This window comes from Bacillota bacterium (genome assembly GCA_012837285.1).
In the GTDB taxonomy this organism is placed as follows: domain Bacteria; phylum Bacillota; class DTU030; order DUMP01; family DUMP01; genus DUNI01.
In genome coordinates, this window is sequence record DURJ01000054.1 from 1 (window position 1) to 14,791 (window position 14,791).

The window sequence follows — 14,791 nt, forward strand, 5'->3', positions numbered from 1 at the left end:
GCATCAAGGCCATCTGTTCGGGGCAGACTAGCAGCAGATGGTAGCTGCAAAGGAGAGGATGGCCTGCTGTGCGTTCCTATACTTCTTTAGTCCGACATGAGGGAAATCGTGAGTTGTTCTTTTTTGCTGAACTCGCCGTTATCGGCCTTTCCGCTGGCATACCGATACATCTGCATGTGGAAGGGCTTAGGGGGACGGGAAAGACCACTATTTTGCGAGCTGTCCGCTTCATATTACCCCAATTGGTTCGAATAAAGGGCTGCCAGTTCAATTGCCACCCGGACACTCCTTATTGTCCCACGCATAGTCTGTTAACTAAGGAACAAGTGAATGCTCTGGAGTCTGAACAGATCCCTGTTCCATATCTTGAGATATCACATTCGGCGAAGATAGGAACAGTGGTGGGAACTTTGGATCTAACCCGGTTAACAAATACGGATCGACCTGAGGCTACCATGCTTCCGGGAACACTACCCCAGGCTCATAGGGGTATAGTACTGGTGGATGAAGTAAACCGCCTGGCCGATACCGCTCCGGAGCTTACGGACATACTCCTCGATGCCATGGGGACCAAGCCCGGGCGGGTACAGATCGAAGAAAACGGTTTACCCACGCTGGCACTTCCTTTGCAGTTGAGTGTGTGGGCCAGTTCTAACCCGGATGAAGATCCCGGTTCATTAGCCGATATTAGGCGGCAACTTTGCGACCGCTTCGATTTCATGATTCAAATGGGTCGTCCCAGGGAGGTCGAGTCCTTATTGGCTATTTTAAGTCTTAACCCAGAGTTTGGTCCAGTAGCGGAACAGAGAACAGAAGCTGATGTCCAATTGGGCCAGATCCTGGTCGAGAAAGCAAGAAGGGTTGAGGATATAGAGATTCCAGCCGCAATCCTGGAGTCTTTAGCAGAAATCTATCTTAAACATCATTTGGAAAGTCTACGATCTTTGGAAGCTATCAAGACCGGGTCTGTGTTGGCTCGAGCTTGGCGGGGCGGGTATGAGGTTACGTGGGACGATGTACTGACAGTTACACCGGCTGCTTTGAGGCACCGGCTCAATCCGGAACAATTAGCGGCTGTGCTTCAAGAGCTGCAGCGCGCGCGCGGGATAATAGCCAGCCCGGCTGTTGCAGCCGGCAGTGGCCTGACTTCTGTATCCACCGAGACACAAAAGGTAGCCCAGGCTAATGGGAGGAGAGAACAATCAAAACAGCCGCTTAGATGGTGGAGTAGGGTTGTGGCTTGGTGCCGGCGGTTGCTGCGTCGACGCGACCGTTACCAGGGGAGTGAAAGAGGTGCAGCAACCAAAGCCAATAATAACCCGGCTGCTGCCGGGCGAGGATCACCTTCCGCACAAAGCAATCCATTGGATATGCCGCTGGTGGCTCCTCCCTTGACTGCGCGACCATTGTGGGAACTGGATATGGACGATGCCATCGCCAGGGGAGAAATGACCAATGATCCAACCGAATGAAAGAGGACGATTGGGGCAGCAGTTGGTTTCGGCATTAGCGAGTACCGAAGGTGTACGCTTGGGAGAAAGCACGGTGATTAGCCGCCGTGTCCATGTGGTGGCCGTAGACAAACCGGAAGAGGTGCGAATCGTTGGGGCTGATGCCGGGCGGGTGTTTTATGGACGAGGCGTGGATGGTACCGTCTATCACATTGACGTTTTTCATCAAGTGGGCTGTGTTGACCATCGAGCTGTCGCTCGAGTAATAACGGATGTGATGAGAACCGAGACGCCTGATGTTGCCACTGCCTTTTTAGATCGAATGGATATTCAGACCGCTACCGGCGGGGGCCGGCTTACCGGGAGCTTAACTTTTGGTCGCAAAGAATCACTACGGCGGGCTCATGCTAACCATGTCCACATAGCATCAGAACTAGAGTCCGATCGGCTACCGCTGTTAGTGCCGGTGGTTGCTGCAGTAGAGGCAGAAATAATTAGGCAGGGTTTGGAAATTCGCAAAGTGGAAAGGGTCATCTTGGATTTACGAGGACATAAAGGATCTGAGTTGGATATGTCTGCCTATATGTCTGAGAGCGATTCATTTTTGCGAGAAGAGAAGCTCTCCTCAGACATTACTCGAAAGACCACTGACAGTACCATAGAAGAAACCCATTGTCTGGTCACTGAGACCTTACCGCCGGCCGAACTCCTACAGTTGTTGCGCTCATTTCCTTTTCGTCCTAACGATGAACATCGACAGCGCTGGGGAGATCTGGATCATACGCTGGAGACTTTACGAAGCAAAGGCCATATCGCCCGGAAACGAGGCGTATGGACATTAACAGTCAAGGGTCAAACATTGCTTGATGCGGTCAACTTGTACTTACCGGAGTTGGAAAGCAGGCTGCGTCGGTTCTTGCGTCGCCTTCCGGCCGGGAAGAGCTGTTTGCGTTCGGCGGTAACCACGAAACCGGGAGTCGGCCGCCAAAGGTTACGGGAGAAATCGAAAGTAACCCTTAATAACCAGGGGGGTCAACTCAATTTAGCAGCTACTGCTACCCAAGCGGCTTGCCGCTGGATTTCAGGTCAGAGCCAACCAGGTTGCATCCATCACGAGACTTGGCGTTACAGTCGACTGGAAAGGCACCAGACTGTAAACATAATTTTATTAGTGGACAGTAGTGCTTCTATGGCTGGGGACCGATTGCGTGCTGCTCGTCTCCTGGCTCAACATCTGGTTCTGTCTACGCGAGACAGAGTGGCGGTAATTGCTTTCCAGGGTGAAAGTGTGCTGGTTCCAACTAATTTCAGCAGCTCTTTGGTTAAGATCCAAGCCCAGTTATTGGCGCTGAAGGCAGTTGGTCTTACCCCTTTGGCCCATGCTCTGCAAGAGACAATTCTGTTCGTGCGTCAGCACCGAGTCTACAGACCTTTGGTAGTGCTGATCACTGACGGTATCCCCACAGTGGCACTGGCCGGCGGCGATCCCAGTGCAGATGCCTTAACTCTGGCGACGCACTTTCGATCGTTACCGTTAGAGTTTGCGTGCATCGGTCTTAATCCCAATCAATCGTTTCTGGAAAAACTAAGCCAAAGGAGCGGTGGACAGTTATATGTTGTGGAAGAACTGGACACGTCTGTTTTGGCCCAATTGGTACATAAAGAACTGCAGCGGCGGCGGGCCCATTAGCAGGAATAATTCTGTTCAGTGACGAATAAAACCCTCACCGGAGCAATAAGGGAGGGTTTTTAGATGTTGACCTTGGTATTGGCGCTTATCTGTGCCTTACTGGTGGCTGTTTTCGCCGTTCAAAATGCTAAGCCGGTGGCCGTGACTTTTTTAGCCTGGCATTTCGAAATATCCTTAGTTTTAATTATTCTTGGTGCAGCGGCATTAGGGGCGGTGGCTGCATTCTTGTTGGGAACCATAAGACTAGTTAGACAGGGGCGAACAGTAAGAGAAGCGACCCAGCGAGCTCAACGCCTGGAGTCAGAGTTGGAGCGGCTGCAACGCGCGGCTGAGTCAAAAGAGAGAATGGAACTACCGGTTCAGAACGGAGAAACTAGCCAGTGAGGCGGTGGGAGTTAGCGGCACCGCCTCTAAGTGAGCAGGTTGAAGCTCTGAGTTTAAAGCTGAGTATTTCTAAGTTGCTGGCGGCTGTGTTAGTGCAACGTGGCTACACAACAGAGCAGGCGGCGCGACAATTTTTGTCTCCAGATCTGTCCCACCTTCAGACGCCTTTTGCTTTAGGCGGCATGACTTCTGCCGTGGAACGAATACGACTGGCGCAGCAACGACGGGAGCGAGTAGGGGTTTTCGGGGACTACGATGTGGACGGCATTGTAAGTACGGCCATCTTAGTGCTGGCCCTGAAGGAGCTGGGACTGGACGTTATCTACCGTCTGCCGGAACGCTTGACGGAAGGTTATGGCTTAAGCCAAGCTGGGCTGATGGATTTGGCCCAACAGGGTGCCAGCTTGATTATTACGGTGGATTGCGGTATCTCTAGCCTGTCGGAACTACATTGGGCTCAGGAGCAAGGGCTGGATGTAATTATTTGTGACCACCATCTTCCGCCTCCGATTTTGCCCCCAGCTGTAGCTATTCTTAACCCGAAAGTGGTGCCTAATGATGGTCTGTTTATCGATCTATCTGGGGCAGGGGTAGCCTTTAAGTTCGCTTGGGCCCTCCATCAAGATGTGGATCAGCGCTGGTTAGAATTGGCTGCTTTAGGCACAGTGGCTGATGTGGTGCCTTTGGTGGATGAAAACCGGGTTATGGTAGCTCACGGACTAAAAGCCATGAGCTCCAGTGCTTTTCCTGGTTTGCAGGCTTTGGCAGAATTAGCTGGAGTGGATTTAGCCGCTCTGAAAGCAGGATCTGTCAGTTTTAGATTAGCGCCCCGACTGAATGCAGCCGGCCGGTTAGGAAGCGCTGTTCCCGGAGTAGAGCTTTTCCTTACTGATGATGAAACGAAAGCCTACGAAATTGCCCAGCAGCTGGATCACGAGAACCGAGAACGCCAACAGATCGAAGCCGAAGTTCTGGCCCAGGCCATGGATCAGGTGGAGCGGGATGCTGATCTTGGGCTGGAAACGGCTCTAGTGGTGGCCGGCGAGGGTTGGCACCCAGGGGTGTTGGGTATAGTCGCATCCCGCTTAGTTGACAAATGGCAACGCCCGTCTCTGGTAATATCGTTATCGGATGATATCGGTAAGGGATCCGGCCGCAGCATACCGTGCTTTTCTTTGTATGACGGACTGAAGGCTTGCAGCTCGTACTTAACAGCTTTTGGTGGGCATCGTTTAGCCGCTGGCTTCAGTCTAGATAAGAAGCAACTTACAGCTTTTCGTCAGGCTTTCACAGCAGTTGCCAACAGCCGCTTAACTCCGAAAGACTGCGTTGCTTATTCCCGGGTTGACAGCGAGATAACATTGAGAGAGCTTGATTTTTCCGTGGTCCGGGAGCTGGAATTGCTGGCACCGTTTGGTTATGGAAATCCCGAACCGGTTTTTCTGCTTCGGGATGTCGGAACCGAGCGGATCCGTCAAATAGGAACTGACGGTGCCCATCTACGGCTGGATCTGAATCAATTTGGAGAGGCGCTGCCGGCAGTAGGATTTGGGTTGGGGGATAGGGCCAAGGAGTTGACAAGCGCGAACAAGGCGGATGTTATTGGACATCTGGCAGTGACGCAGTGGCAGGGGTTGCTTGGCTTAGAATTTCGTCTTCAAGATATTCGAACCCAAAGCTATCCGGTTGAAATATGTTGCCGGCCGAGTGATTCGACTGCTCCCAGGCTGGTGGATTGGCGAGAGACTGGCCCTGCGTTTGCCGACCGAGAAATCGCCGCCCTAATTTCTGATTACGATCTTATTCTTAGTACACCGCCGGCCCAGCTAAGTGAGCTACGACTGCATCTCGGCAAGGTCCCGCCGCAGGGACGAATCTGCTTACACTTTCGTGCGGACGAGGTAGCTGCAGCTCAAGACAATATTAGAGAAAGATACTTGGATCGTGACTTTGTCGCTAAGGCATACTTATTGATTAAACAGGCCGGATCCACAGGAATTTCTAAGGCGGAGATGGCCGAGACACTTGGCAGCAGACAGGAAGAGACAGAAGGTAGAATTCAGCTAGCATTAACAGTTTTGGCAGAATTGGGTTTGGTCGAAGAACAGCTACCAAATGGCATACCCTACTTTCGCCTGATACGCGGAACGGGTAAGAAACGAGTTGATCTAAGTGTTTCACCGACCATCAAAAGGCTCGCCCACGAAAAAGCCCAGGCAATGGAGCTACTGGCCTTTTTTGCTGAAGCCCCGCCTGCTATACTAGCCGAAGCGTTAGGACGTCTGTGGAGAGAGTGCCAAACAATGGCAGAAGATGGCCTGATATGTTAGACTTAGTCTAGTGACTGTTCTATGGGAAGAGGGACAGAACGTGAAACTGGAGGAACTGTGTGAGAAAGTAAAAAGCTACAATCCTAGCGCCGATCTGGCACTGGTAGCTAAAGCGTATGATTTTGCTGCCATAGCTCATGCTGGCCAATTTCGCATTTCCGGTGATCCTTATATTCAGCATCCCCTAGGGGTGGCCCATATCCTGACCGAACTCGAATTGGACGCCATTACCATTGCTGCTAGTCTGCTGCATGACGTGGTGGAAGATACTAAAATCACGCTGCAAGATATCCAAGAGGAATTCAATAAGGAAATCGCCTTGTTAGTAGACGGGGTGACAAAACTCAGCCGAATTGAGTACAAATCAAAGGAAGAACAGCAAGTAGAGAACCTGCGTAAGATGTTCTTTGCCATGGCCAAAGACATCCGCGTTATTCTAATCAAGTTAGCCGACCGCTTGCATAATCTCCGTACCTTGAAGTACCTACCAGTTAGAAAGCAGAAAAAGATTGCTCAGGAGACACTGGATGTATACGCACCTTTGGCTCACCGGCTGGGGATCTTTCGGATCAAATGGGAGTTGGAGGACACAGCCTTTCGCTATTTGGAGCCGGAAAAGTATTATGATCTGGTGGAAAAGGTTGCCAAGAAACGTCCGGAACGAGAATCCTATATCAACCAAGTTATCGGTATTTTAGAGCCCAAACTAGAAGAGGTTGGTATACAAGCTGAAATCCAGGGCCGGCCGAAGCATTTGTACAGTATATATCAAAAGATGGCTCAGCAAAATATAGACTTTCGAGAAATCTATGATCTGACGGCTATCCGAGTTATTGTAGACACCATCAAAGACTGTTATGGTGTTTTGGGTGTAGTCCATACTTTGTGGAAGCCTGTGCCGGGACGTTTTAAAGACTACATTGCCATGCCTAAAATCAATATGTATCAGTCACTGCATACCACTGTGATCGGCCCGCAAGGTGAACCGCTGGAGATCCAGATTCGCACTTGGGAGATGCACAGGACGGCAGAGTATGGCATTGCGGCTCACTGGCGTTACAAAGAAGGGAGCAAAGACAGCGACGAATTTGATAAGAAGCTACTGTGGTTGCGGCAGCTATTGGAGTGGCAGCACGACTTGCGCGATGCGCGTGAGTTCATGGAAACACTGAAAATTGATCTGTTTGCCGATGAAGTCTTTGTGTTTACACCCCGAGGGGACGTGATTGACTTACCGGCTGGATCGTGCCCCATTGATTTCGCTTACCGCATTCATACCGATATTGGGCATCGGTGCATAGGAGCCAAGGTAAACGGGCACCTGGTACCATTGGATTATAAGCTGCAAAACGGTGATATTGTCGAGATTGTAACCAGCAAATTAGCTGCTGGACCAAGTCGAGACTGGCTTAAATTGGTACGGACTCCGCAGGCCAAAGCTAAGATCCGACAGTGGTTCAAGAAAGAACGGAAAGAAGAGAGTGTAGCCCGCGGACGGGAAACACTAGAAAAGGAAATCCGTAAGTTGGGCTACGAGCCGCATGAGTTACTGGCTGATGGCCCCCTGGAAGCTGTACTGGAAAGGCTTTCTTTTTCAACTACGGAAGATTTGCTTGCTTCCGTGGGTTACGGTGGCCTGTCAGTAAACCAGGTAATTACACGCTTACGAGAAGAGTATCGGCGCTTGAATCCAGAAATTGAAGCCCAGATGGCAGTACCGGATCTAAAGCCGCGTCCACAAACTACTGATGTCAGCCGTGGAGTCAAGGTAAAAGGCGTCGATAATTTGCTGATTCGGCTCTCCCATTGTTGCAACCCTGTTCCCGGGGACCCTATTATTGGCTATATTACCAGGGGACGCGGTGTGTCTGTGCATCGGGTGAATTGTCCTAACGTGGCGTTTTTAAGCGATCCGGAGCGGTTGATTGAAGTTAGTTGGGATCAGGACCAAGCAGCTTCTTTTGCAGCCGACGTGGAACTAGCTGCAATGGACAGACCTGAGCTCCTTAGCGATGTCATGAATGTACTCAGTGATATGCGAACCCGTATCAGTGCCGTAAATGCCCGCACTACTCGAGATATGATTGCCATTATTAGCTTACGCCTGGAAATCAGAAATCTGGAAGAGCTAAAAGCCATTATTAACCGGCTGAGCTCTATTCGAGATGTTTTCAGTGTGGAGCGGGTGTCGCCTGCTTAAAGGAGGAACGAAGAGTGCGCGCTGTAATCCAACGGGCGAAAAAGGCTCAAGTGACTGTTGAAGGGCGAGTCGTAGGGACTATAGGTCCGGGGTTAGTGGTATTGTTGGGGGTTGCTGTAGGGGATATAGAGAAAGATGCGATTTACTTGGTTGATAAGATAACCAATCTGCGCATCTTTGAAGACGAAGCAGGGAAAATGAATCACTCCTTGCTTGACACAGGCGGTGAACTGCTGGTTGTTTCTCAGTTCACTCTGCTGGGCGATTGTCAGAAGGGTCGTCGACCTAGCTTTGTGAAGGCAGCCCCTCCAGAAGAAGCTGAACCATTGTACGAGATTTTTGTCAACGCGGCCAGGGCTGCTGGAGTGAAGGTTGGTACAGGTGAGTTTCGTACCGAGATGCTGGTAGAGATTCATAACCACGGGCCAGTGACATTAACCTTGGAAAGTCGGAGGGAAGAATAGGATGGCCATTGAGGTAGAACGCCTATCGGTGGGAATTATCTTGACCAATTGTTATCTAGTCCGTTGTTCGGCTGATGGGGAGGCGGTAGTAATTGATCCTGGAGCGGAGGGAGAAAAAATACTGGCGGTGGCTGAGAAAAAGAAGCTAAGACTGCGTTACATAATAAATACTCACGGCCATGGGGATCATATTGGTGCTAACCGTTATATGAAGGAACAAACGGGAGCCGAAATATTGATCCATGCTGCCGATGCGCCCCTGTTATTGTCGGCCCGCGGCAATCTTTCGACTTGGATCCCGGGCGGGATCACCAGTCCACCGGCGGATAGGTTACTTACTGATGGGGACACTATTGTTTGTGGTGAAACCGTGTTTAGAGTGCTTAGTACCCCGGGGCATACGCCCGGCAGCATTTCGTTGGTTACGCCTGGCTTGGCGTTCACCGGCGATGCTCTGTTTAAGGAGTCCATCGGACGTACGGACTTTCCCGGTGGTTCCTTGATCGATCTTCTCACCGGCATCAGAGAAAACCTATTCACTTTACCGGAAGATACTGTGGTTTATCCTGGACACGGTCCAGCCACTACCATTGGTCACGAACAACTCTATAACACTTTCTTTAATAAAGATAATTAACTTTACTTTAGGAAGTGACCATTGTAGGCAGGAGTTTGAAAACTCTTGTAGAATTAATAATACCGCGGGCAGAATTTGCCTTGAATTGCCAAGATAAAAAGTAAGGGGGATTAGAGTATGATCATTGGTATTCCAAAGGAAATCAAAGATAATGAATACCGTGTAGGCATGACACCGGCTGGAGTAGCCGCACTGAAAGGGGCCGGCCATCGTGTGGTGGTAGAAAAAGCGGCCGGACTGGGCAGCGGGATCACTGACGAGGAGTTTATCCAGGCTGGAGGAGAGATTGTACCTGGAGCAGCTGATGTTTATAGTGCTGCCGATATGATAATCAAAGTAAAGGAACCTCTCCCGGGTGAATATGATCTAATGAAAGAAGGCCAAATAGTATTTGCGTATCTTCATCTAGCGCCCGAAAAAGAGTTAACACAAGTTTTGCTACGTAAGAAGGTTGTGGGCGTGGCCTTTGAGACCGTGCAGCTGGCCAATCGGGGTTTACCGCTGCTGGTGCCTATGAGCGTAATTGCCGGACGCATGTCAATTCAGATTGGCATTCATTACTTAGAGAAACAAAACGGGGGCAAAGGCATTCTTATCTCCGGCGTTCCTGGGGTTCTTCCGGGCAAGGTGGCGGTAATCGGCGGTGGGACTGTGGGTTATAATGCAGCTCGTCAAGCCTCCGGTCTTGGGGCCGATGTCACCATTGTTGATATTGTACCCCAGCGGTTGGTACAGCTAGATGACCTGTTCCAAGGTCGAGTGAAGACCTTAATGTCCAACGCATTTAATATTGCCAACCTGGTGAAAGAGGCTGATCTTGTTATCGGCGCGGTTTTGATTCCGGGTGCTCGTACTCCGGTGCTGGTAACAGAAGAGATGGTCAAAACCATGAAGCCGGGATCGGTTATTGTGGACGTGGCTATCGACCAGGGTGGCTCTGTGCAGACAATGGATCGGATTACCAGCCACAGCGATCCCACGTTTGTCAAGTATGGAGTGGTACATTATTCGGTACCCAACATTCCTGGTGCTGTGCCGCGTACAGCTACATTTGCCCTAGCTAATGCGACTTTGCCCTACGCTTTGCAGTTGGCTAACAAGGGCTGGAAAAAAGCACTGCAGGATGACCCTGTTTTGGCCAAAGGCCTGAACGTGGCCGACGGGAAGGTGACATTTAAGGCAGTAGCTGACGAACAGGGACTAGAATATACACCGCCGGAAGAACTCCTAAAATAACATCAGAAGAGCCCGGATCAGCCAGATCCGGGCCACGGCACAATCGTAATTAACTGAAAAGTAAGGGAGGTGATCATTAGGTAGAATAGATGGAAAGTTACGGTAAGTGTGAGAAACGGGACTAGGCACAATCGCTAACTTTCTGAAGAAGAAAGGAGATGGGTGATGGAAGCTTTAATGGCGTTAAACTCAAAGGTGAACTCTTTTGTTTGGGGTCCTCCTATGCTTATTCTGCTAGTTGGAACTGGTATTTACCTTACCATAAGGCAGAATTGGCTACAGGTGAACAAGTTTGGCTATTCCCTTAAAATGACTCTCGGACGGTTAAGGGAAAAAGGAGAAGGCGTAGGTGGCGAGGTTACGCCATTCCAGGCTCTGGCCACGGCCATGGCCGGTACAATCGGTGTGGGCAACATTGCTGGGGTGGCCACCGCCATTGCTAGTGGCGGACCGGGGGCTGTATTTTGGATGTGGGTGTCGGCTTTCTTTGGTATGGTCACCAAGTATTCGGAAGCGGTCTTGGCTGTGCATTCTCGTGATGTCCTGCCCGATGGTACTGTCATCGGCGGACCGTTTAAGTATATTGAGAAAGAACTTAACGCTAAATGGCTGGCTTCGATTTTCGCTCTCTTTGGGGCCCTAGCAGCTTTCGGCATTGGCAATATGACCCAGTCCAATGCAATTGCTCAAGTGTTAAATACGTATTTTAATGTACCGCATCTGGCAACCGGGATTACTCTGGCTGTGCTGGTAGGCGCAGTGGTTATTGGAGGTTTAAAAAGCATTGTTAAGGTTACTGAAATCCTGGTACCCTTTATGTGCATCTTCTACTTTTTTGCTGGTATCGTTATAATAATTATGAATATAGGCAAAGTGCCAGCTGCTTTGGGACTTATAGTAAATAACGCCTTTACCGGGACAGCAGCTGTGGGTGGGTTTGCCGGAACTACTGTCATGATGGCCATGAACAAAGGCGTAGCCCGCGGCGTATTTAGCAACGAAGCCGGCCTTGGTAGCGCTCCCATCGTGCACGCTGCCGCCAGGGTGAAACATCCGGTCGAACAGGGATTCTGGGGCATATTCGAAGTGTTTGCCGATACGCTTGTTATTTGCTCAATAACGGCTCTGTCTATCATTCTCACCGGCGTTTGGCAGACCGGTGAAACCGGTGCCGGCTTAACAGCCTTGGCCTTTGGTCAGGCGCTTCCGGGAATTGGCCCTTACTTGGTTACTGTCGGTGTAGTACTCTTTGCCTACTCCACTATGCTCAGCTGGGAATACTACGGCGAAAAATGTCTAGAATACTTGGCTGGGCCAAGCATCCGCCTGGGTTATAGAATACTGTTCATTCCATTCCTTATCGTTGGGGCTGTTGGGGCTCTTGAGGCCATCTGGGATCTAGCCGACACTCTAAATGGGCTGATGGCTATTCCCAACTTGATCGGTCTGCTCGGTTGCTCCCCCATTATATTCAAGCTCACCAAGGAGTATTTTACTGAAGTAAGAAACTCTAAGTAAAGTAAAGTAGACAAGATTCAAACTGAAGGCTGCCCTAGCGGGCAGCTTTCAGTTTGAATACCAAGTGCAAGATTGGAACGGTAAAGGAGTTTTGTCTCCTTAGAGCGAATTATATCACGTATACCACGAAAACATTTGCGGTGGGAGGTATTATTCATGACACTTCGTCCAACTTGGGTCGAGGTGGATCTAAAGGGGATACAATCCAATCTCAGAGCTATCAAGGAGTTGGTGGGACCTAAAGTCAAGGTGATGGCAGTAGTAAAAGCCAATGCCTACGGTCATGGAGCAGAGGAAGTGGCGCAGGCGGTTACTGAGGCAGGAGCCGACTCATTAGCTGTGGCCACTTTAGATGAAGCGGTGGCCTTGCGGGAAGCGGGACTGAAGTCAGCGATCCTAGTGCTGGGGACAAGCATCCCTGGCGGTGGAGCCGAGGCAGCTGTTCGTTACCGCATTACCCAAGCTTTATGTACAGTGGAATTGGCCCAAGCTTTGTCGGAAGCGGCCGGACAGCTGAGACAACCTGCTTCAGTACATCTGAAGATTGATACCGGGATGGGTCGAATTGGGGTAAGACCCGATGATGCAGCCGAGTTCATGGACCAGGTGGCTAAGCTGCCTAGGTTGCAGGTAGACGGTGTTTTTAGCCACTTTGCCGCTGCTGACGAAGCCGACAAGGAATACACCCATTTACAGCTAAGTCGCTTTCAGACGGCTTTGGACAACTTGAGCCAAAGGGGCTATACGTTTGCTTGGCGGCACTTGGCCAACAGTGCCGGCATCTTAGATTGTCCGGGAGCTTACTTCGATATAGTTCGACCAGGCTGCATTCTGTATGGTTGCTGGCCCGGCCCGGATACTGGGCGCCCAATAACACTTCATCCAACCCTGGCCTTCAAGACCCGCGTAGTGTATCTGAAAACTGTCCTAGCCGGAACCTCAATCAGCTATGGCCGAACTTATACTGCTTCTTCCCAACAAGTACTGGCGACGTTTCCGGTAGGCTATGCCGACGGCTATCCACGTGCGTTGTCTAACAAAGGATACGTTCTAATTAGGGGTCAGCGTTGCCCGGTGGTAGGGCGTGTATGTATGGACCAGTGCATAGTAGACGTAACCGATGTACCAGCGGTAAGCTTGGGAGATGAAGTGGTACTCATCGGTAGCCAAGACAAGGAGACGATAACTCCGGCCGACCTGGGTTCCTTGGCCGGAACCATAGACTTAGAGATCCTCTGTGGTCTTGGGGCTCGAGTGCCGCGAGTCTATCTTTAGCTGATGTGGAGCGGGGCCAAGTCGCTGCTGATTGACATCAGCTTCTGAAAGGGCTAGAATAAAGGACGACATGAGCATAAGGCTAAAGCGTAGATGGGAACAGTAGGTCGAAAGCGGATGTTCAGGGAGCTTGTGCCGTGACTGTAAGCGCAGGCCATCGTCGCGCGCCGAAGAACATCCCAGAGTGGCAAACTGAACCAAAGTAAGTTCGCCCGGTTTATTCCGTTATGATTTAAGTGGGGCGCTATGCCCAAACAGGGTGGTACCGCGGGAATCCTCCCGTCCCTGGCAGGCTTTGGGCCGGGGAGGGGGGATTTTTCTGCATATTGAAAAAGGAGGGATTAAATGCTGACTACAGCGCCGCGAGGAACACGCGATATTTTGCCGGAAGAAGCAGTCCGGTGGCAGTATGTTGAGCAAGTTATTCGTGAGTGCTGCAATCTGTATGGTTACGGGGAAATACGCCCACCGCTGTTTGAACATACAGAGCTATTTCAGCGCAGCGTCGGGGAAGCAACGGATATTGTGGAGAAGGAAATGTATACGTTTAAGGATCGTGGGGGAAGAAGCATTACCCTACGGCCTGAGGCTACTGCCTCCACTGTCCGTGCTTACTTAGAACACAATCTTAACGCCGGCCCGCAACCGGTCAAAATGTACTATTTAGGTCCGATGTTTCGCTATGATCGCCCCCAGGCTGGACGCTACCGGCAGTTTTCCCAATTTGGGATTGAGGCCATTGGAGCTCAGGACCCTACTGTCGATGCCGAGGTTATTGCAGTTGCCTTGGGTTTGTGTTCCCGTTTGGGGCTCACAGAATTAGAAGTGGAACTAAACAGTATTGGTTGTCCTCAGTGCCGGCAGGATTATCGCCAGGCTTTGTTATCGTATCTTGGCGAACACAAGGACAACCTATGTACAACCTGCCTCAACCGGATGGATCGTAATCCGCTGCGAGTCTTGGACTGTAAGGAAGAAAGTTGCCGTGAAGTAACGGCTAAAGCTCCTCGGATGTTAGAGTATCTGTGCCCTGAGTGTGCCGAGCACTTTAAGACTGTCCAAGGGTGCTTACAAGGGATAGGTGCCAAGCATGTTCTCAACCCAACATTGGTAAGAGGGTTGGACTACTACACTAAGACAGTGTTTGAAATAACGTGGTCCGGATTAGGAGCACAGACCGCTATTTGCGGTGGCGGTCGCTACGACGGCTTGGTTGAAGAATGTGGCGGACCTTCAACTCCGGGCGTAGGGTTTGCCATGGGGTTAGACCGCTTATTGTTAGCCATAGAGGAGACAGGTATAACCCTACCGAGTCAAAACCAACCGGTAGCATACGTGGTGGCAGTATCTAAAGCTGATAACCAAGAAGCATTTACTATCTTGACCCGTTTGCGCCGCGCTGGCATTGCCAGCGACAAGGATTACCGTGAAACCAGCTTACGAGCACAACTCAAAGCAGCCAATCGCTGCGGAGCACGATTTACTGTTCTAGTGGGCGGTGTGGAACGAACCCGAGGAGCGGTGGCTGTACGCCATATGGTTACCGGTGAGCAGCAGGAGGTACCATTGAGTCAGTTGACAACTTTCTTGCAGGAGGGCATGTAAC

At 50.7% G+C, this 14,791-nt stretch carries 11 protein-coding genes and 1 other annotated feature; all 11 genes read left to right on the forward strand.

The window, feature by feature from the left end; translation table 11 throughout:
* Nucleotides 1-68 precede the first annotated feature (68 nt).
* The 11 genes from GX016_03180 (at nucleotide 69) to GX016_03230 (ending at nucleotide 14,790) form a co-directional block, all read left to right on the forward strand.
* Entirely contained in the window at nucleotides 69-1,472 is a 1,404-nt protein-coding gene (locus GX016_03180; GenBank protein HHT70569.1) for a magnesium chelatase, read from the forward strand.
* A complete protein-coding gene (locus GX016_03185) occupies nucleotides 1,456-3,141 on the forward strand; it encodes a VWA domain-containing protein (protein HHT70570.1) in 1,686 nt (561 codons plus the stop codon). The genes GX016_03180 and GX016_03185 overlap by 17 nt, the downstream gene beginning before the upstream one ends.
* Before the next feature lie 63 nt (nucleotides 3,142-3,204).
* Nucleotides 3,205-3,525, forward strand: a complete 321-nt coding sequence (locus GX016_03190; GenBank protein ID HHT70571.1) for a DUF1049 domain-containing protein — start codon at nucleotides 3,205-3,207, stop codon at nucleotides 3,523-3,525.
* Entirely contained in the window at nucleotides 3,522-5,855 is a 2,334-nt protein-coding gene (gene recJ / locus GX016_03195; GenBank protein ID HHT70572.1) for a single-stranded-DNA-specific exonuclease RecJ, read from the forward strand. Before GX016_03190 ends, recJ begins: the two co-directional genes overlap by 4 nt.
* A gap of 40 nt (nucleotides 5,856-5,895) precedes the next feature.
* The gene (locus GX016_03200; GenBank protein HHT70573.1) at nucleotides 5,896-8,055 is read left to right on the forward strand and encodes a bifunctional (p)ppGpp synthetase/guanosine-3',5'-bis(diphosphate) 3'-pyrophosphohydrolase; all 2,160 of its coding nucleotides are present in this window, start codon (nucleotides 5,896-5,898) and stop codon (nucleotides 8,053-8,055) included.
* 14 nt (nucleotides 8,056-8,069) lie between these two features.
* Nucleotides 8,070-8,519, forward strand: a complete 450-nt coding sequence (locus tag GX016_03205; GenBank protein ID HHT70574.1) for a D-tyrosyl-tRNA(Tyr) deacylase — start codon at nucleotides 8,070-8,072, stop codon at nucleotides 8,517-8,519.
* Nucleotides 8,520-8,526: 7 nt separating this feature from the next.
* A complete protein-coding gene (locus tag GX016_03210) occupies nucleotides 8,527-9,156 on the forward strand; it encodes an MBL fold metallo-hydrolase (protein ID HHT70575.1) in 630 nt (209 codons plus the stop codon).
* Between the two features lie 117 nt (nucleotides 9,157-9,273).
* Entirely contained in the window at nucleotides 9,274-10,392 is a 1,119-nt protein-coding gene (ald, locus tag GX016_03215; GenBank protein ID HHT70576.1) for an alanine dehydrogenase, read from the forward strand.
* 165 nt (nucleotides 10,393-10,557) lie between these two features.
* Entirely contained in the window at nucleotides 10,558-11,910 is a 1,353-nt protein-coding gene (locus tag GX016_03220; GenBank protein HHT70577.1) for a sodium:alanine symporter family protein, read from the forward strand.
* A gap of 156 nt (nucleotides 11,911-12,066) precedes the next feature.
* Nucleotides 12,067-13,185 (forward strand): alanine racemase, encoded by a 1,119-nt coding sequence (locus GX016_03225; protein HHT70578.1) that lies wholly within the window; start codon nucleotides 12,067-12,069, stop codon nucleotides 13,183-13,185.
* Between the two features lie 81 nt (nucleotides 13,186-13,266).
* Nucleotides 13,267-13,475 (forward strand) — a binding site (T-box leader).
* A 55-nt stretch (nucleotides 13,476-13,530) separates the two neighbouring features.
* Nucleotides 13,531-14,790, forward strand: coding sequence for a histidine--tRNA ligase (locus GX016_03230; GenBank protein HHT70579.1), 1,260 nt, complete (start codon nucleotides 13,531-13,533; stop codon nucleotides 14,788-14,790).
* The last annotated feature ends 1 nt before the right edge of the window (nucleotide 14,791 follow it).